This window comes from Pseudomonas sp. JQ36 (genome assembly GCF_053851495.1).
Genome location: NZ_CM132642.1, coordinates 4850812 through 4869108 on the forward strand (window position 1 = coordinate 4850812; position 18297 = coordinate 4869108).

Sequence of the window (18297 nt, forward strand, 5' to 3'; positions counted from 1 at the left end):
AGGAGGGCATCAAGCGTTCTGGCGATGCAGCTTTTCCAGTTTCTTCTTGATCCGGTCGCGTTTGAGCGTGGACAGGTAATCGACGAACAACTTGCCGTTGAGGTGGTCGCATTCGTGCTGGATGCACACCGCGAGCAGGCCTTCGGCGATCAGTTCGTAAGGCTGGCCGTCGCGGTCCAGCGCCTTGATTTTGACCTTCTGCGGGCGGTCGACGTTTTCGTAGAAACCCGGCACCGAGAGGCAGCCTTCCTGGTACTGATCCATCTCGTCGGTCAGCGATTCGAACTCGGGGTTGATGAACACCCGGGGTTCGGTGCGGTCTTCGGAAAGGTCCATCACGACGATACGTTTGTGCACGTTGACCTGGGTCGCGGCGAGGCCGATGCCCGGCGCTTCATACATTGTTTCAAACATGTCATCGACCAACTGACGCACTTCGTCGTCCACTACTGCCACAGGCTTGGCGATAGTACGCAGACGCGGGTCCGGAAATTCGAGGATGTTTAAAATGGCCATAGGCTGATTGCTGCACGTATTGAGTAAAGTCGGGTCGATGGCCTGGCAGGTCCGAAGATGCAGGCTACCGTTGTGAAGCGTAGCTAATGCAATTTGCAGTAGCGAGCCACGGGGGCTCTGACGGTTCACGCGAACACACATGATAAAGGGATTCGCTGCATGAGGAAAACACTACTCGCCCTGCTGCTTCTGGCTTCGGCCGCGGCAGCACAAGGGCAAGTGCAACTCAGGGATGGTTTTCCACAGCAATACACGGTGGTTTCGGGAGACACCCTCTGGGACATTTCCGGCAAATACCTGCGCGAGCCCTGGCAATGGCCACAGCTGTGGCGGGCCAATCCGCAAATCGAAAACCCCAATCTGATCTACCCGGGCGACACGCTGACGCTCAGTTACGTCAACGGCCAGCCGCAACTGACCCTCAATCGCGGCGAGTCACGGGGCACGATCAAGCTGTCGCCGCGCATCCGCACCAGTCCGGTGGCCGAGGCGATTCCGAGCATTCCGCTGAAATCGATCAACAGCTTTCTGCTGAGCAACCGCATCGTCGACAAGGTCGAGGACTTCGACAAGGCGCCGTACATCGTCGCCGGCGACGCCGAGCGCGTGTTGAGCGGCACCGGCGACCGGATCTTCGCCCGGGGCCACTTCGATCCGAATCAACCGGTGTACGGCATCTTCCGCCAGGGCAAGGTCTACACCGACCCGCAGACCAAGGAGTTTCTCGGGATCAACGCCGACGACATCGGTGGCGGTGAAATCGTCGCCACCGAAGGCGACGTCGCCACCCTCGCCCTGCAACGCACCACCCAGGAAGTACGTCTGGGCGATCGCCTGTTCAGCGGCGAAGAACGCTCGATCAATTCTACCTTCATTCCCAGCGCCCCGAGCACCGACATCAACGGCCTGATCATCGACGTGCCGCGCGGCGTCACGCAGATCGGCGTGATGGATGTGGTCACCCTGAACAAGGGCAAGCGCGACGGTCTGGCCGAAGGCAATGTGCTGGTGGTGATGAAAACCGGGGAAACCGTGCGCGATCGGGTCACCGGCCAGCCGCTGAAAATCCCCGATGAACGGGCCGGTCTGCTGATGGTGTTCCGCACCTACGACAAGCTCAGTTACGGCCTGGTACTCAACGCATCGCGCTCGCTGGCGGTGCTCGACAAGGTGCGAAATCCTTAGCACGCTTAACAAGTTACCAACAGAGTTATCCACAGCTTGTTCCGAATGGTTCGGGGCTTATAACGATCAAGGATGATCCACCATGCTGTCTGCCCATACGCCGGTTTCCCCTGCGGAACTGGAAGCGCGTTTGCGCCTGCACCGCTTGCCGGAAATCGGCCCAAAACGTTTTGCCAAACTGCTTGAAGCCTTCGGCTCGGCGTCAAAAGCCATCAGCGCACCGGCCAGTGCCTGGCGTGCGCTGGGTTTGCCGGCGGCGTCGGCCGAGGCTCGGCGCAGCCCCGAAGTACGCGATGGCGCCAGCCATGCATTGCGCTGGCTAGAGCGGCCCGGCCAGCATTTATTGATGTTGGACCAGGCGGATTATCCGGCACTGCTGGCGCAAATCCCTGACCCGCCACCGCTGTTATTCGTCGCTGGCGATCCGCTGATTCTGGAAAAGCCGCAACTGGCGATGGTCGGCAGTCGCAGTGCTTCACGTCCGGGAATGGACACCGCCGCAGCGTTTTCCCGTAGCCTCGCCGGGGCCGGTTTCGTGATCACCAGTGGGCTGGCGCTGGGTATCGATGCGGCTGCCCATCAAGCGGCTCTGGACGTCGGCGGGCAAACCGTCGGCGTACTCGGCACCGGCCTGGAAAAGTTTTATCCACAGCGCAATCGCCGACTCGCCGACGCGATGATTGCCTCGGGCAGCGCCGTGCTTTCGGAGTTTCCACTGGACGCCGGCCCGACGGCGAGCAACTTCCCCAGGCGCAACCGGATCATCAGCGGTTTGTCTCTCGGTGTGCTGGTGGTCGAGGCGAGTGTCGCCAGCGGTTCACTGATCACCGCTCGGCTGGCGGCGGAACAGGGCCGCGAGGTGTATGCGATTCCCGGCTCGATCCATCACCCCGGCGCACGCGGCTGCCATCAGTTGATCCGCGACGGTGCGGTGTTGGTGGAAACCATCGAGCACATCCTCGAAGCCTTGCGCGGCTGGCAGCATCTGCCGTTATCCACAGACACGCCGCGCAGCGATCATCCGCTGTTGAACCTGCTGCATGCCGCGCCGCACACCAGTGAAGCGTTGGCCGACAGCAGCGGCTGGGCGCTGCCCAAAGTCCTCGCGGCGCTCACCGAGCTGGAAATGGATGGCTCGGCCGTGTGCGAAAACGGTCGCTGGCTGGCGAGGACACGCTAGGTTTTACAGGGAAGATCGGTAAACTGCGCAAAACCTGTTTGCGGAGAGTTTTTTCATGGTCAACAGTTGGCGTGTGCAACAAGCCGCACGAGAGATTCGCGCCGGGGCGGTGATTGCCTATCCAACCGAAGCCGTCTGGGGGCTGGGTTGCGACCCGTGGAACGAAGAGGCAGTGGATCGTCTGCTGGCGATCAAAAACCGTTCGGTGGACAAGGGGCTGATCCTGGTCGCCGACAATATCCGCCAGTTCGATTTTCTGTTCGAAGACTTCCCGCAAGAGTGGATCGACCGCATGGCCAGCACCTGGCCGGGGCCGAACACCTGGCTGGTGCCGCATCAGAACCTGTTGCCGGAATGGGTGACGGGCGTGCATGACACGGTGGCGCTGCGGGTCAGCGATCACCCGCAGGTGCGGGATCTGTGCTCGATGGTCGGGCCGCTGATTTCCACCTCGGCCAACCCGCAGGGGCGTCCGGCGGCGCGCACGCGGTTGCGCGTCGAGCAGTATTTCCGTGGGCAGATCGACCTGATCCTTGGCGGGCAACTGGGTGGGCGCAAGAACCCCAGCGTGATCCGCGATCTGGCAACCGGCAAGGTCATTCGCCCCGACTGATCCGCTTTCGAAAACCTTTAACGTGGGTCTTCCTCGCCTTGATGGGGAGGAGGACTACGTCTGCCTGCGATTTATCCTGCAATGACGCCAGTCTCAGCGTCGGAAAAGTCGCCAACTACCCGGATTCATTGACTTTTCCCACCTGATTATCAGACTTTCTGGCGTGGCGGAATCGGCAAAAGCAACCATCCTTTCTCTGCACTCGAAACACTTCGATAAGTTAAGGTCTGCGGAGAAAGAATGGACACTACCAATTTGCAACTCACGGATTACCTGCAGGCGCTTCAGGTGACGTTGAAGAGTCACCATGAGGGTTGTCGCATCGTGATGCTTGAGGCAGGGGCGGATACTCAGGAGTTCGACCGGTTTATCGATCGGCAATTTCGGCTTCGGTTGCAGCATTACATGCTGACTTCACGGGCGCGGATGCTCGAAACCAGACTGGCGATAAAGTCGCGCAGTACCCATTTTCTGCTGTATCGACACGATCAACTGTTGGCGGTATTGAGAGCGACTCCGGCACCGTTCGAGTGGGTATCGCTGGCGCAGCAACATGTTTCACCCACGGTGGCGCTGTCGCGCCATGTCGAATTCAGTCGCTTGATCTCGTACACGCCCAATCAGTTGCCCATCGCGGTCAACGGTCTGCTGGCGGCCGCTACCGAGTGGGCCATTAAACGCGGTTATAACGGGGTAACCGCGTTGTGCAGATCGCAACAGCTGCGCTTCTACCAGCGCTTCGGCCTGATGCCGATCGCTTCCAATGCCCTGCATATCGACCAGCGCGCACGCGGCGATTACTGGGTGTTGTCAGCCGAGTGGCGGCAAATTCTCGCGGCGGTCCAACAGCCTGATCCGGCAGTTGGCCACGTGGTGCAAAAACCGCTGGAGTGTCATCTGCCGAGGTGCTGAGCGCGTTAGAACCGACTTGCCAGCCGTGGGTTTGCAACCCTGACTGGCAAGACGTCGAAGGTTGGTCAGGGCAACAGGATGGTCGAGCCGGTGGTGCGTCGTGCCGACAGTTCGGTCTGCGCTTTCGCCGCTTCAGCCAGTGGATAGCGCTGGCTGATGTCGACCTTGAGCTTGCCACTGATGATCATCTCGAACAGCTCGTCGGCCATGCGCTGCAGGTTCTCGGCGTTGTTGGCGTAGGTGGCCAGGGTCGGGCGGGTCACGTACAGCGAGCCCTTGGCCGAAAGAATCCCCAGATTCACCCCGTCCACCGCACCGGAGGCGTTGCCGAAACTAACCACCAGACCACGCGGCGAGACGCTGTCGAGCGAGGTCAGCCAGGTGTCCTTGCCGACGCCGTCATAGACCACCGGGACTTTCTTGCCGTCAGTCAGCTCCAGCACCCGCTGTGCCACGTTTTCGTGGCTGTAATCGATGGTTGCCCAGGCGCCGTTGGCTTTGGCCAGTTCGGCTTTTTCCTTCGAGCTGACCGTGCCGATCAGCTTCACGCCCAGTGCCTTGGCCCATTGACAGGCCAGCGAACCGACACCCCCGGCAGCGGCGTGGAACAGAATGGTTTCGCCGCCCTTGAGTTCATAGGTCTGGCGCAGCAGGTACTGCACGGTGAGGCCCTTGAGCATGACCCCGGCAGCGGTCTCGAAGCTGATTTCGTCCGGCAGCTTCACCAGATTGGCTTCGGGCAGGGTGTGCAACTGGCTGTAGGCACCCAGCGGGCCGCTGCCATATGCCACGCGATCACCGACCTTGAACCGGGTGACGTCGCTGCCCACCGCATCGACGATGCCGGCGCCTTCCGCGCCGAGGCCGGACGGCAAGGCTGGCGGGGCATACAGACCGCTGCGGAAATAGGTGTCGATGAAGTTCAGGCCGATCGCCTTGTTCGTCACCCGTACTTGATTCGGGCCGGGCGCGGCGGGTTCATAGTCAACAAACTCGAGCACTTCGGGACCGCCGTGGGCGCGGAACTGGATACGCTTTGCCATCTGCCTGCTCTCCTTGGGTCGTTTGTAAGCCCCCTATCCAACTCCCCTGCTTGATCTTCGTCAACTGCGGCGCGCAGGTTTGCGGTGTTATGCTACGCGCCCATTTGCGCCGCCCCCTGCCTGCGGGGCGCCCGCGTAGTTATGCCCGATTCAAGGTGAAGCCATGACGACCCGCACCGACGCCGTAAAGGCCTATCTGCTCGACCTGCAAGACCGCATCTGCGCCGCGCTGGAAACCGAGGACGGCGGCACGCGCTTCGTCGAAGACGCCTGGACCCGGCCTGCCGGTGGTGGCGGTCGTACCCGCGTGATCGAAAACGGTACGGTGATCGAAAAGGGCGGCGTCAATTTCTCCCACGTGTTCGGCAGTGGTCTGCCGCCGTCGGCCAGCGCCCATCGTCCGGAGCTGGCCGGTCGCGGTTTCGAAGCCCTCGGCGTGTCGCTGGTGATCCATCCGCACAACCCGCATGTGCCGACGTCCCACGCCAACGTGCGCTTTTTCATCGCCGAGAAGGAAGGTGAAGAACCGGTCTGGTGGTTCGGCGGCGGCTTCGACCTGACCCCGTATTACGGCAACGAAGAAGACTGCATCCACTGGCACCGCGTCGCCGAGCAGGCCTGCGCGCCGTTCGGGCCGGACGTCTATCCGCGTTACAAGGCCTGGTGCGACACCTACTTCCACATCAAGCATCGCCACGAACCGCGTGGCATCGGTGGCCTGTTTTTCGATGACCTGAACGAGTGGGACTTCGACACCAGTTTCGCCTTTATGCGCGCCATCGGTGATGCCTACATCGACGCTTACCTGCCGATCGTGCAGCGCCGCAAACACGAGGCGTTCACCGCCAAACAGCGTGAATTCCAGGAATTCCGCCGTGGCCGCTACGTCGAGTTCAACCTGGTTTACGACCGTGGCACCTTGTTCGGCCTGCAATCGGGCGGGCGTACCGAGTCGATCCTCATGTCGTTGCCGCCGCAAGTGCGCTGGGCCTATGACTTCAAGGCCGAGCCCGGCAGCGAAGAAGCGCGCCTGACCGACTACTTCCTGCAAGACCGTGACTGGCTGGCCCAGGCCTGAGGACTGCTGATGGATCGTTACGTCGTTTTCGGTAACCCGATCGGCCACAGCAAGTCGCCGATGATTCATAAACTGTTCGCCGAGCAGACCGGTCAGCGCCTCGACTACAGCACCCTGCTGGCGCCGCTTGACGACTTCAGCGCCTGCGCCATGGCGTTCTTCCAGGACGGTCGCGGCGCCAACGTCACTGTGCCGTTCAAGGAAGAAGCCTTTCGCTTGGCGAACAGCCTGACCGCTCGCGCGCAACGCGCTGGTGCGGTGAACACCTTGAGCAAACTGGCTGACGGTTCGCTGCTGGGTGACAACACCGACGGCGCCGGACTGGTGCGCGACCTGACGGTGAATGCCGGGTTCAGCCTGACCGGTAAACGCATCCTGTTGCTCGGTGCTGGCGGTGCGGTGCGTGGCGCGCTGGAGCCGTTGCTGGCGGAAAAACCGGCATCGGTGATCATCGCCAACCGCACGGTGGACAAGGCCGAGCTGCTGGCCGAGCTGTTCTGTGATCTGGGGCCGGTGTCGGCCAGTGGTTTCGACTGGTTGCAGGAGCCGGTGGACGTGATCATCAACGCCACCTCCGCCAGCCTCACCGGCGACGTGCCACCGATTGCCGCGAGCCTGATCGAGCCGGGCCAGACTCTGTGCTACGACATGATGTACGGCAAGGAACCGACTGCGTTCTGCCGTTGGGCCAGCGAGCATGGCGCGGCAGTGTCGATGGATGGTCTGGGGATGCTGGCTGAACAGGCGGCCGAGGCGTTTTACCTGTGGCGCGGGGTGCGTCCGGATACGGCGCCGGTGCTCGCCGAACTACGACGGCAGTTGGCCCTTTAAAAGCTTCGCGAGCAAGCCCGCTCCCACATTGGAATGCGATCAAATGTGGGAGCGGGCTTGCTCGCGAATGGCCGCACCGCCGATCCTGGATCAATCCTCAAACCGGATCGGACACTTTTCCGGCCCTTCCAGCTTCCGCAACTCCTCGACCACCTGCGGCCGCGCCCGGCGCAGGGTCAGGCTGCGATCCTGACGCAGCAGGCGCCGCGCTTCCTGATGCAGCATCTCCACCCCCGAATAATCGATGAAGTTGATCTGCTGCGCCTCGATCACCACCCGCGTACCGTGCAGCCGTTGCAGGCGCACTTGCAGGTAATGGCTGGCGCCGAAGAAGATCGAGCCGCCGACCCGCAGCACGTCCTCCTCACCTTCGCGCGAATGCTGCACCCGCGGTTGCGAAGTGCGTTTGAGGTAGAAGAACAGCGAGGCCAGCACCCCGGCATAAATCGCCGTCTGCAACTCCAGCAGCAGCGTGGCGAGGCAGGTCAGCGCCATGACCACGAACTCGGCACGGCTGACCCGCAGCAACGAACGAATCCCGCGATGATCCACCAGCCCCCAGGCGATCAGCAGAATGCTCCCGGCCATCGCCGGAATCGGAATGTGTGAAATCAGCCCGGCGCCAAAAATCGCGAACAGCGCGACCCAGATCGCCGAAAACACCCCGGCCAGCGGCGAACAGGCACCCGCCTCGTAACTCAGGCCTGAGCGGGTGAACGAACCGGCGGAAAGCGAGCCGGAAAAGAACGCCCCGACGATGTTCGACAAACCCTGTGCGCGGACTTCCTGATTGGCGTCGAGCAACTGCTGCGAACGTGCAGCAATCGAACGGGCAATCGACAGACTCGTCACCAGCCCGAGCATGCCCACCGCCACGGCGCTCGGCAGCAAACGCAGAATCAGATCCAGATCCAGCGGCAGCGCACTGAACGGCGGCAAACGCCCGACAAAGGCGCTGACCAGATGCACATGGCCGAACATCGACGGCCATAACCACACCACCGCGCTGCCCAGCACCAGAGTTATCAACAGGGTCGGCCAGCGCGGCAGCAGTTGTCTGAGCACGAAACCGACCAGCACCGTGGCCACACCCAATACCAGTGAAGGTTTATCCACAGCCCGCAGGTGCTGCAGCAGGTCCATCAGACTGGCCAGTGCCGTGGCTTTCGCCGGCAGATCCAGCCCCAGCAAATTCGGCAACTGGCCGATGGCGATCACCACCGCCGCGCCGAGGGTGAAGCCAAGCACCACGGAATGCGAGACGAAATTCACCAGTGCGCCGAAGCGCAGCAGGCCGAGCAGCCACTGGAAAATCCCGGCCAGAAAGCTCAACAGCAGGATCAGCGTGATGTAGTCCTGCGACGCCGGCACGGCCAAGGGACTGACGCTGGCATACAGCACAATCGAAATCGCTGCAGTCGGGCCGCAGATAAGGTGCCACGACGAACCCCACAGGCAGGCGATCAGCACCGGGATGATTGCGGCATAGAGGCCGTATTCAGGTGGGAGACCGGCGATCAGAGCGTAGGCAATCGACTGGGGTAACGCGAGAATCGCACCGCTGAGGCCGACGATCAGATCCCGGCCGACGCTGGCGCGGGTTTGCCGGGGCAGCCAGGTCAGGAAGGGAAAGAGTGAGCGGCGGCTGGGCAGGGCCATGGGTCCTCGCGGTGTGTGGGTTTATGCAAGGTTATCAGGACGCGCCAATCACTGTGGCGAGGGAGCTTGCTCCCGCTCGACTGCGAAGCAGTCGAAAACCAGACCACTCGGTTTGTCTGCGAAAACCCAGTCAGTCCGATTGGGAGCGCTGCGCACTCCAGCGGGAGCGAGCTCCCTCGCCACAAGAATGCGTTAGAGTTTGGCCTTCACCGCAGGCAACGCATCCTTGCCATCCACGGTCTTCACCCCCTCCAGCCACTTGTCCAGCACCGCCGGATTGGCCTTGATCCATGCCTTCACCGCATCGGCATTGCTGACTTTCTTGTTCACCACCTCAGCCATGATGCTGTTCTCCATTTCCTGAGTGAACGTCAGGTTGGTCAGCAACTTGCCCACATTCGGGCAGGCCTCGGCGTAGCCTTTGCGCGTCAGGGTGTAGACGCTGCCAGTGTCGCCGAAATACTTCTCGCCGCCCTTGAGGTAATGCATCTTCAACTGCACGTTCATCGGGTGCGGAGTCCAGCCGAGGAAGGTGACGAACTTCTGCTTCTTCACTGCCCGCGAGACTTCGGCGAGCATCGCCTGTTCGCTGGATTCGATCAGCTTCCACTGGCCAAGGTCGAAGTCGTTTTTCTTGATGATTTCCTGCAGCGAGATGTTCGCGGGTGCGCCGGAACCGATGCCGTAGATTTTCTTCTCGAATTTGTCGGCGTATTTGTTCAGGTCGGCAAAGTTATGCACACCGGCGTCCCACACATAATCCGGCACCGCCAGGGTGAACTCGGTGCCGTCGAGGTTCTTCGCCAATTGCGTGACGTCACCGGTGGCGACGAACTTGTCGTAGAAGCCCTGCTGCGCCGGCATCCAGTTGCCGAGAAAGACATCCACCTGACCATCCTTTAAACCGCCGAAAGTGATCGGCACCGCGAGGGTGTCAACCTTGGCCTTGTAGCCCATGCCATCCAGCAGAAACCCGGTGATGGCGTTGGTCGCGGCGATGTCGCTCCAGCCCGGGTCGGCCATTTTCACCGTTTCGCAGCTTTGCTCGGCGAATGCCGAGGCGCTGCGCAGAGCCAGCAGGCCAATCGTCAGTGCTGTGGATAACTTGCGCATGGACTTCCCCTTACATTATTGGTTTTGGCAGGGTTGTGGATAACGGGCCTTGCGCTCCAGATCGTCGAGGTCGATGTGGTTGCGCATGTACTGCTGACTGGCGTCCACCAGCGGCTGGTGATCCCAGCTCTTCAGCTTGCCGATGGTCAGAGCATCGGCAACAAAACGACGGCGGCGCTGGCTGGCGAGCACTTCGCGGTGAATCGCCGGGATGTCCCATTTGGCGCGCGCTTCGGCGAGAAAATCGTCGAACAACTGGCGATGTTGCGGCGACTGGCTGAGTTCTTCGAGTTCACGCGGATCGTTGTGCACATCGAAGAGTAGGCACGGGTCGCTTTCACTGTAGATAAATTTGTACGCGCCGCGCCGGATCATCATCAACGGGCTGACCGTGCCTTCGGCCATGTATTCGCCGAACACTTCGTCATGCCCGCCCTGCCCTTGCAGGTGCGCCAGCAGCGAGCGGCCATCTAGCGGCAGACCCGGTTCCAGGGTGCCGCCGGCCAGTTCGACGAAGGTCGGCAACAGGTCGGCGGTGGACACCGCGGCGCTGACCCGGCCGGCAGTGAATTGTCCCGGCGCACTGATCAGCAGCGGCACCCGTGCGGACATCTCGAACCAGTGCATTTTGTACCAGAGACCCTTCTCGCCAAGCATGTCGCCGTGATCGCCGGAGAACACAATGACGGTGTCATCGATCAATCCGGTTTCTTCGAGGGTTTTCAGAAGTTTGCCGACGTTGTCGTCGATATAGCTGCACGCGCCGAAGTAGGCCCGGCGTGCATCGCGGATCTTATCCACAGGCAGCGGCTTGTCCCACAGGTCGTAGACCTTGAGCAGGCGTTGTGAGTGCGGATCGAGGGAGTGTTGTTCGGGGGTTGTCGGTAACGGGATGTCGCTATCGTCGTACAAATCCCAAAATGCCTTGGGAATTGTGTACGGGTCGTGTGGGTGCGTCATCGACACGGTCAGGCAGAACGGCTGGTCGCCGTCCTCGCGAATATGGTCGAACAGGTATTGCTGGGCCTTGAACACCACCTCTTCATCGAAGTCGAGCTGGTTGGTGCGCACGCATGGCCCGGCCTGCAGCACCGACGACATGTTGTGATACCAGCTCGGGCGCACGTCCGGCTCGTCCCAATTCACCGCCCAGCCGTAGTCGGCCGGGTAGATGTCGCTGGTCAGGCGCTCTTCGTAGCCGTGCAATTGATCCGGGCCGCAGAAATGCATCTTGCCCGACAGCGCGGTGCGGTAGCCGAGGCGGCGCAGGTAGTGGGCGTAGGTCGGAATGTCGGCGGGGAAATCGGCGGCGTTGTCGTAGGCGCCGATCTTGCTCGGCAGTTGGCCACTGACCAGGGTGAAGCGCGACGGCGCGCACAGCGGACTGTTGCAGTAAGCGGCATCGAAAACCACGCCCTGAGCGGCGAGGCGCGAAAGATTCGGCAGTTTGATCGGCGACGGCTCGTAGATCGGCAACATTGGCGCAGCCATTTGATCGGCCATGATGAAAAGAATGTTCTTGCGCTTCATGTGATCGCGGCATTCCATAGTGAATATTTATGCGACATTGCTGCGATCGAGCATGGAGTCCATGCTCTGTCCGGTAAAGCCCGCGCCGGACAATGACTAGGATAAGCACAGCTTATGTATGAAGCCCTCGGCAATCTGTCTCTCGACCTGTTGCGCGCCTTCGAAGCAGCGGCGCGTCATCGCAGCTTTACCGCTGCGGCGGTGGAGCTGGGCACCACGCAGCCGGCGATCAGCCAGCAGATCAAGCGGCTGGAAGAACAACTGGGCGCGCGGCTGTTTGACCGGATCTACCGTGGCATCGAACTGACCGAGGGCGGGACAATCCTGTTTGAGCAGGTTCAGCTCGGATTACAGAATATCGACGCAGGATTGAGTGCGATCAGTACGCAGCAACAACACGAGGTGTTGCAGGTCGCTACCGATTTCGCCTTCGCTGCGTACTGGCTGATGCCACGCCTTCATCGCTTCCACGAAGCCAACCCGAACGTCGATGTCAGCCTGGTCACCAGCGAGCGCAGCCACAACATGCTGCGCACCGATATCGATGTAGCGATTTTGTTCGGCGACGGGCGCTTTAAACAGGGCGAAAGCCATTGGCTCTTCAGCGAGGAAGTGTTTCCGGTGTGCAGTCCGCAATTGCTCAAGGAGCGGCCCCTGCCCTTGCCCACCCAGGCGTTGCTGGAGCTGCCACTGCTGCACTTGCGCGGGGAAAACAGCAGCAACTGGTTTGACTGGAGCGGGCTGTTTCGCGAATTGGGCATCAGCACCCCGCCAGCGCCGGGACAATTGCGTTTCGACAATTACACCCTGTTGATTCAAGCGGCGATTGGCGGCCAGGGTGTTGCCATCGGCTGGCGCCACCTTGTGGATAACTTGCTGAGCCAAGGCTTGCTGTGTCGGCCGATCGCCGAGACCACGTTGTCGCGCTTGGGTTATTACGTGGTGCTGCCGCAACGCAAACGCCGAGGCGCATTGATTCAGCAGTTTGTCGACTGGTTGATGGCCGAGCAGGCGAGTAGCGCCGAATCCCTGACGGGAATGGCGCTGCCTTCGATTGCGGTTTGAAGAGCAAAAGATCGCAGCCGCGTTACAAATGCAGGAGCTGCCGCAGGCTGCGATCTTTTTACGTATCTGACGTCGCCACAAAATTCACATGCTGCCCCACATGCAGATTCAACCGCAGCTCATCGGCAATCCCCACCGCGACCCGGTTCAGCCGTTCCAGCGGCTCAGCCAGCCCTGGCTCAAGATTGCCGCCCACCTGACTGAAATGCTCAATCGTCAGCCCCGCCACACCGCGGGGCGCGTTGACCAGCGTCCAGTGCAGCGGGCTGCTTTGCAGGGCTTCGCGGATTTCTTCGGCGGCGTGGCGTTGCAGTGGATCGCCCAGATCCGGCTCGTCGAGCACGGCAAAATCCCCCACCAGAAACAGCCGCGAGACTTTGGCCATTTGCAGGCCGTCGATCAATGCATCGACCGCCAAAACCTGTTCCACCGGCCCGAGTACCACTGACCTTTCCACATGGTCGCTGTTGAACGGCAAGCCCGGCGCGTCAAGCAGGCAAATCACCACGGAACTGCCGGCTACGCTCTGGTTGACCCGTTCAGCGTCGAACAGATCTCCACTTTTAGTGCGCAAACCCGGTCGCGGCGCGAGTGCCGTCAAATCGTCGAGAAGGGCGATGACTTCATGCTGGCGACGCAGCAATTCAGCCATCAACGCACCGCCCAGGCTGGCCATGGCACCATAGAGCACCACTTTCACCGTTGGGGTTTCGGCATTTTTCATGGCTGATCCTTTTTGTTATCCCTTGTATGGCGTGTGACATACGGGCAACGCCGAGGGTTCGAACCGATTTCCGAGGGTTTCAGATGCAAGCGATCAAGGGTTACCACGCCCACGTCTATTTCGACGCCGACACCATCGACCAGGCGCGCGCGTTGTGTGAGCAGGCCGCGCAGTTGTTTCCATTGAAGATGGGCCGCGTCCATGAACGTCCGGTCGGCCCGCATCCGGACTGGAGCTGCCAGTTGGCCTTCGGCCCGGAGCTGATCGGTGAGGTGTTGCCGTGGCTGGCGCTCAATCGCAAAGGTCTGGTGGTGTTCCTCCACCCGGACACTGGCGATGACTTGCTCGATCACACCGAGCACGCCATCTGGATGGGCGCGATGCGGCCGCTGGACCTGTCTATTTTCTGATCAAAGGGTTTCTTCGGGCTCGCCCGGAAGATGCTCGTCGAGGTGCAGCCAGGGCAATTGGCTGTCGGTCCAGATATGCCGCTCGGCTGGTGCCAACTCCGGGTGATCCAGCGTGGCGATCGTCACATCGATACTCTCGGGACTGAGCTGGGTCACCAATGCCAGCTGCGCGCCGCACTGCGCACAGAAGTACCGCGCGCAACTGCTCGACGAGTCGTAGCGCGATGGCGTGCCGCTCAGCCATCGGAAGCCGGCCGCCGGAACCGTGATCCACGTAGTGACGATCCCGCCGCTGACCTTGCGGCAGATCGAGCAGTGGCAGTGGGCAATGTCGTGCAATGGCCCGCTGAACTGATAGCGGATATGTCCGCAATGGCAGCCACCACTGTGCACTTCTTCCATGTCCCTGCCCTCCCGTCCCAGAATTTGTTGACTCTAGCCGCATCCGACAACCGGTTGGCGATTCGCCCGAAGCTTTCGTCAGCGAAAGGTAGCTGAAAGGTTGCCCGATTAGGATCGCGGCCACTACCGGCACCAGACCGGTTGGCCAGCGCGTGTGATCGCTCGCACGTCAGGCCCAATTAACAACAACAATGGTGATTCTGATGTCCTCTGTAGCCCGCCCCCTAGCTGTCACTCCGTCCGTACGTCTCGTGCTTCCCGTTCTGCGCTGATCCCTCCGATCCGCTCACTCAATTAGCCGCGCTACGCCTGGAGTAATCTCATGCTGACTTTCCTTGGCTTCGCCATGGTCATCACGTTCATGTTCCTGATCATGACCAAGCGCCTGTCTGCGCTGATCGCCCTGATCATCATCCCGATCCTGTTCGCCCTGTTCGGCGGCTTCGCGCCGAAGATCGGCCCGATGATGCTCGAAGGCATTACCAAGCTTGCGCCGACCGGCGTGATGCTGATGTTCGCCATTCTGTACTTCGCCCTGATGATCGACTCCGGCCTGTTCGACCCGGCCGTGCGCAAGATCCTCAAACTGGTCAAGGGCGACCCGCTGAAAGTTTCGGTCGGTACCGCCGTGCTGGCGCTCGTCGTCTCCCTTGATGGTGACGGCGCGACCACTTACATGATCTGCGTGGCCGCCATGCTGCCGCTGTACAGCCGCATCGGCATGAGCCCGCGGATCATGGCCGGTCTGATCATCCTCGCCGGCGGTGTGATGAACATGACCCCGTGGGGCGGCCCGACTGCCCGTGCCGCCAGTGCGCTGCATGTCGACCCGTCGGACATCTTCGTGCCGATGATCCCGGCGATGGCCGCCGGTGTGGTGGCGATCCTGATCATTGCCTACTTCTACGGCAAACGTGAGCGTGCGCGTCTGGGCGAGCTGCACCTGATCGGCGACGAGATCGACCACAGTGAAATCAGCGTCTCGCAGTTCCCCGATGCCCGTCGTCCGAAGCTGATCTGGTTCAACGGCCTGCTGACCCTGGCGCTGATGTGCACCCTGATCGCCGGCCTGCTGCCGCTGCCGGTGCTGTTCATGGTGGCGTTCAGTATCGCGATGATCGTCAACTACCCATGCCTGCAAATGCAGAAGGACCGCGTTGCGGCCCACGCCGGCAGCGTGCTGTCGGTGGTCAGTCTGATTTTCGCTGCGGGTATCTTCACCGGTATCCTGTCCGGAACCGGCATGGTCGACGCCATGTCGAAAAGTCTGCTGGCAGTAATTCCGGATTTCCTCGGCCCGTACCTGGCGGTGATCACGGCGCTGGTGAGCATGCCGTTCACGTTCTTCATGTCGAACGACGCGTTCTACTACGGCGTGTTGCCGGTGCTTTCCGAAGCGGCCAGCCATTACGGCATCACCGCAGTGGAAATGGCCCGTGCCTCGATCGTCGGTCAGCCCGTCCACTTGCTCAGCCCGCTGGTACCGTCGACGTACCTGCTGGTGGCGCTGGCCGGTATCGAGTTCGGTGACCACCAGCGTTTCACTCTGAAGTGGGCAGTGCTGGTCTGCCTGTGCATACTGGTGGCCGCCTTGCTGCTGGGGACGTTCCCGCTGTTCAGCACGTTGTAACGGCATTCACTCACCATGACGCCAGCTGCTTGCTGGCGTCATGGTTTAACACTCGCTCAAAGGAATACACATGGATTGGCTGACCAACCCCGAAATCTGGGTTGCCTTCTTAACCCTGACCGCCCTGGAAATCGTTCTGGGCATCGATAACATCATCATGATTTCGATCCTGGTCAGCCGCATGCCCAAGCACATGCAGCAGCGCACGCGGATCTTCGGCCTGGGCCTGGCGATGATCACGCGGATCCTGTTGCTGCTGTCGATCACCTGGGTCATGCGCCTCACCGCCGACCTGTTCGTGGTGTTCGGCCAGGGCATTTCCGGCCGCGACCTGATCCTGTTCTTCGGTGGCCTGTTCCTGCTGTGGAAGAGCTCGCAAGAGATGTACCACGCGCTCGAAGGCGAAGACGAAACAGGCGACGAGCCTTCGGGCAAGGGCGGCAACTTCCTCTACACCATCATCCAGATCGCGATCATCGACATCGTGTTCTCGCTGGACTCGGTAATCACCGCCGTCGGCATGGTCTCCCATGTGCCGGTGATGGTCGCGGCAATCGTCGTCGCCGTGCTGGTGATGATGGCGGCCTCGGGCAAAATCAGCGAGTTCATCGACAAGCACCCGTCGCTGAAGATGCTGGCGCTGTCGTTCCTGCTGGTGGTCGGTACCGTACTGATCGCCGAGTCGTTCGACGTGCACGTACCGAAGGGCTACGTCTACTTCGCCATGGCGTTCTCGCTGGCGGTGGAAGCGATCAACATCAAACTGCGCGGCGCGATGGCCAAGAAGAAACAGCAGCAGGATCCGGTGAAACTGCGCAAGGACGTGCCGGGGCAGTAACCCGGCAGTCCAGCAACACGCAACATCCCTTGTGGGAGCGGGCTTGCTCGCGAAGGCGGCGTGTCAGTCAACGATGATGTTGGCTGACCCAGCGCTTTCGCGAGCAAGCCCGCTCCCACAGTTGTTTCTGCATTCAGGCAGGGGGGACGAGGTTATGCAGCACCCGGTTCACCGCCAGTTCGCCGAGCATGATTACCTGCTGAATGCCGAGCAGGGAATTGCGCTGCGGCCCGTCGATGAACCCGGCCAGATCACTGGCCATGATGCTCGCCGACGCCAGGGATTCGCAGGCATGTACCAAAAGGGTTTCGTTATCGACGGCGGGGTCGATGAGGAAAATCGTGCTGGGTTTGCGCACCGGCTCACAGACTTTCTTGAGCGTGGGGTCGAGGTAGAAATCGATGGCACGGTCGGCCGCCTCTTTCATTTTTTGTGTATTGGTAGCCGGATCGGTGTCCGGTGGGTTGGGTGTCACTTTGAACATATTGACTAGCTCCTCAAATGAAGCCGCCATCGTTCTCTACTAAAAGAATGGAGGCGGCTGTGCGCAGGTTAGTAGACCGGGGAGCTAGCTTTACCGGCGCACCCGAGGGTGCCCTGCGCACAACCACCATCGAGTGCAGGAAAGCGAAACCTGACTGAACAGTACTTGTGCACAACACTAGCAACCCGGGCTACTAATCCCGACCACTGATGAGCAGTGGCAAGCAAACGATAGAGACCGGCCCCAAGGCGCACAAGCCGGCGGATTCTGGCGTAGCCGTAGGCAACGGCGCAAGGTTTTGTAGCCTTCCGGACGTAACACGGCATGTGCATAAACACCCTGCACAATCCGCGTTTAACCTTTTCAAATCCGCCCCAAAATCTGTGGGAGCGAGCCTGCTCGCGAAGGCGTCATCTCAGTTAAAAAATAGCCCGCCTGACCCATCGCATTCGCGAGCAGGCTCGCTCCCACAGTGGCACATCGCAACTCTTTGAGACGGGATTCAAAGGTTGACGCCCCAAGCTTCGCTCGTTAGCTTCCCCGCTCGCCTCAAACGACAAACAAGGAGTGTTCATGTCTGGAAAACCTGCCGCACGCGTCACGGACCCGACCACCTGCCCGCTTCCCGGCCATGGTACCAACCCGATTGCCAGTGGCTCCGGCGACGTCTTTTTCAACGGCCTTCGCCGCTCGCCTCGGTGACACCTGCACCTGCGGCCAAGCCCTCAATGGCGCCTTTTCCGCGACGGTATTTATCAACGGCAAAAACGCCATGACTCTCGACAGCACGGCCAGCCATGGCGGCGTTGTGATCGGTGGCTCCGGTGACGTCATCATCGGCAGCTCGCACACTCCCGCACCGTTCATTCCGCCGCTGCCGATCGTTGGCCAGCCGCTGATCGAATTCAAAGCCGTCAGCGCCGGCAACGGCGAACCCATCGCCGCACAAGGCTACGAAATCGAAACCGCCGAAGGCCGCATCGTCAAAGGCCAGACCAACGAAAAAGGCATGACCCAAAGCGTCGCCACGCGCCAGCCGGACCTGGCCATCGTGCGCTGGACAGCCTGACTTTCAAGGAAGAAC

The 18297-nt window shown here is 61.0% G+C and carries 18 protein-coding genes and 1 pseudogene; 11 read left to right on the forward strand and 8 right to left on the reverse strand.

Annotation, left to right across the window (positions count from 1 at the left end):
• Nucleotides 1–9 precede the first annotated feature (9 nt).
• Complete coding sequence (gene def, locus ACS4NR_RS21915) at nt 10–516, reverse strand: peptide deformylase (RefSeq protein ID WP_027610272.1); 507 nt, start codon at nt 514–516, stop codon at nt 10–12.
• 159 nt (nt 517–675) lie between these two features.
• Here def and ACS4NR_RS21920 point away from each other — a divergent pair, with 159 nt between their 5' ends.
• The 4 genes from ACS4NR_RS21920 to ACS4NR_RS21935 all read left to right on the forward strand — a co-directional run bounded on the left by ACS4NR_RS21920 (nt 676) and on the right by ACS4NR_RS21935 (nt 4406).
• Nucleotides 676–1701 (forward strand): LysM peptidoglycan-binding domain-containing protein, encoded by a 1026-nt coding sequence (locus ACS4NR_RS21920; RefSeq protein WP_456018329.1) that lies wholly within the window; start codon nt 676–678, stop codon nt 1699–1701.
• Between the two features lie 82 nt (nt 1702–1783).
• On the forward strand, nt 1784–2881 hold the full coding sequence (gene dprA / locus ACS4NR_RS21925) for a DNA-processing protein DprA (protein ID WP_095139777.1): 1098 nt from the start codon (nt 1784–1786) through the stop codon (nt 2879–2881).
• A gap of 55 nt (nt 2882–2936) precedes the next feature.
• Nucleotides 2937–3494, forward strand: coding sequence for an L-threonylcarbamoyladenylate synthase (locus ACS4NR_RS21930; protein ID WP_007962683.1), 558 nt, complete (start codon nt 2937–2939; stop codon nt 3492–3494).
• A gap of 240 nt (nt 3495–3734) precedes the next feature.
• The gene (locus tag ACS4NR_RS21935; protein ID WP_095139776.1) at nt 3735–4406 is read left to right on the forward strand and encodes a hypothetical protein; all 672 of its coding nucleotides are present in this window, start codon (nt 3735–3737) and stop codon (nt 4404–4406) included.
• Between the two features lie 65 nt (nt 4407–4471).
• On the opposite strand, the gene ACS4NR_RS21940 is transcribed toward ACS4NR_RS21935, so the two are convergent.
• The gene (locus tag ACS4NR_RS21940) at nt 4472–5449 is read right to left on the reverse strand and encodes an NADPH:quinone reductase (RefSeq protein ID WP_456018330.1); all 978 of its coding nucleotides are present in this window, start codon (nt 5447–5449) and stop codon (nt 4472–4474) included.
• A gap of 163 nt (nt 5450–5612) precedes the next feature.
• Here ACS4NR_RS21940 and hemF point away from each other — a divergent pair, with 163 nt between their 5' ends.
• Both hemF and aroE read left to right on the forward strand, forming a co-directional pair.
• A complete protein-coding gene (hemF, locus tag ACS4NR_RS21945) occupies nt 5613–6527 on the forward strand; it encodes an oxygen-dependent coproporphyrinogen oxidase (protein ID WP_115986455.1) in 915 nt (304 codons plus the stop codon).
• A 9-nt stretch (nt 6528–6536) separates the two neighbouring features.
• On the forward strand, nt 6537–7358 hold the full coding sequence (gene aroE / locus ACS4NR_RS21950) for a shikimate dehydrogenase (RefSeq protein ID WP_456018331.1): 822 nt from the start codon (nt 6537–6539) through the stop codon (nt 7356–7358).
• Nucleotides 7359–7448: 90 nt separating this feature from the next.
• Here aroE and ACS4NR_RS21955 read toward each other — a convergent pair whose 3' ends face one another.
• The 3 genes from ACS4NR_RS21955 to betC form a co-directional block, all read right to left on the reverse strand.
• A complete protein-coding gene (locus ACS4NR_RS21955) occupies nt 7449–9017 on the reverse strand; it encodes a SulP family inorganic anion transporter (protein ID WP_456018332.1) in 1569 nt (522 codons plus the stop codon).
• Between the two features lie 192 nt (nt 9018–9209).
• Nucleotides 9210–10130 carry a choline ABC transporter substrate-binding protein gene (gene choX / locus ACS4NR_RS21960; RefSeq protein WP_456018333.1) on the reverse strand — a complete coding sequence of 307 codons (921 nt, stop codon included), beginning with the start codon at nt 10128–10130 and terminating at the stop codon, nt 9210–9212.
• A 15-nt stretch (nt 10131–10145) separates the two neighbouring features.
• Nucleotides 10146–11660 carry a choline-sulfatase gene (gene betC, locus ACS4NR_RS21965; protein ID WP_456018334.1) on the reverse strand — a complete coding sequence of 505 codons (1515 nt, stop codon included), beginning with the start codon at nt 11658–11660 and terminating at the stop codon, nt 10146–10148.
• Between the two features lie 114 nt (nt 11661–11774).
• On the opposite strand from betC, the gene ACS4NR_RS21970 reads away from it, so the two are divergent.
• Nucleotides 11775–12725 carry a choline sulfate utilization transcriptional regulator gene (locus ACS4NR_RS21970; RefSeq protein ID WP_456018335.1) on the forward strand — a complete coding sequence of 317 codons (951 nt, stop codon included), beginning with the start codon at nt 11775–11777 and terminating at the stop codon, nt 12723–12725.
• Between the two features lie 58 nt (nt 12726–12783).
• Here ACS4NR_RS21970 and ACS4NR_RS21975 read toward each other — a convergent pair whose 3' ends face one another.
• Nucleotides 12784–13449 carry an NAD(P)-dependent oxidoreductase gene (locus ACS4NR_RS21975; protein ID WP_456018336.1) on the reverse strand — a complete coding sequence of 222 codons (666 nt, stop codon included), beginning with the start codon at nt 13447–13449 and terminating at the stop codon, nt 12784–12786.
• Nucleotides 13450–13532: 83 nt separating this feature from the next.
• On the opposite strand from ACS4NR_RS21975, the gene ACS4NR_RS21980 reads away from it, so the two are divergent.
• Nucleotides 13533–13859, forward strand: coding sequence for a DOPA 4,5-dioxygenase family protein (locus ACS4NR_RS21980; protein ID WP_095139767.1), 327 nt, complete (start codon nt 13533–13535; stop codon nt 13857–13859).
• Here the strand turns inward: ACS4NR_RS21980 and ACS4NR_RS21985 are convergent, their stop codons facing one another.
• Entirely contained in the window at nt 13860–14261 is a 402-nt protein-coding gene (locus ACS4NR_RS21985; RefSeq protein ID WP_456018337.1) for a GFA family protein, read from the reverse strand.
• Between the two features lie 322 nt (nt 14262–14583).
• Between ACS4NR_RS21985 and ACS4NR_RS21990 the strand changes: the two genes are divergently transcribed.
• Together ACS4NR_RS21990 and ACS4NR_RS21995 are read left to right on the forward strand one after the other, a co-directional pair.
• Complete coding sequence (locus ACS4NR_RS21990) at nt 14584–15891, forward strand: CitMHS family transporter (RefSeq protein ID WP_007954069.1); 1308 nt, start codon at nt 14584–14586, stop codon at nt 15889–15891.
• Nucleotides 15892–15961: 70 nt separating this feature from the next.
• Nucleotides 15962–16729, forward strand: coding sequence for a TerC family protein (locus ACS4NR_RS21995; RefSeq protein ID WP_095139765.1), 768 nt, complete (start codon nt 15962–15964; stop codon nt 16727–16729).
• 133 nt (nt 16730–16862) lie between these two features.
• On the opposite strand, the gene ACS4NR_RS22000 is transcribed toward ACS4NR_RS21995, so the two are convergent.
• Nucleotides 16863–17213: a DUF6124 family protein gene (locus ACS4NR_RS22000; RefSeq protein WP_095139764.1), complete on the reverse strand. Its 351-nt coding sequence runs from the start codon at nt 17211–17213 to the stop codon at nt 16863–16865.
• A gap of 573 nt (nt 17214–17786) precedes the next feature.
• On the opposite strand from ACS4NR_RS22000, the pseudogene ACS4NR_RS22005 reads away from it, so the two are divergent.
• A pseudogene (locus tag ACS4NR_RS22005) lies at nt 17787–18282 on the forward strand (PAAR domain-containing protein).
• The last annotated feature ends 15 nt before the right edge of the window (nt 18283–18297 follow it).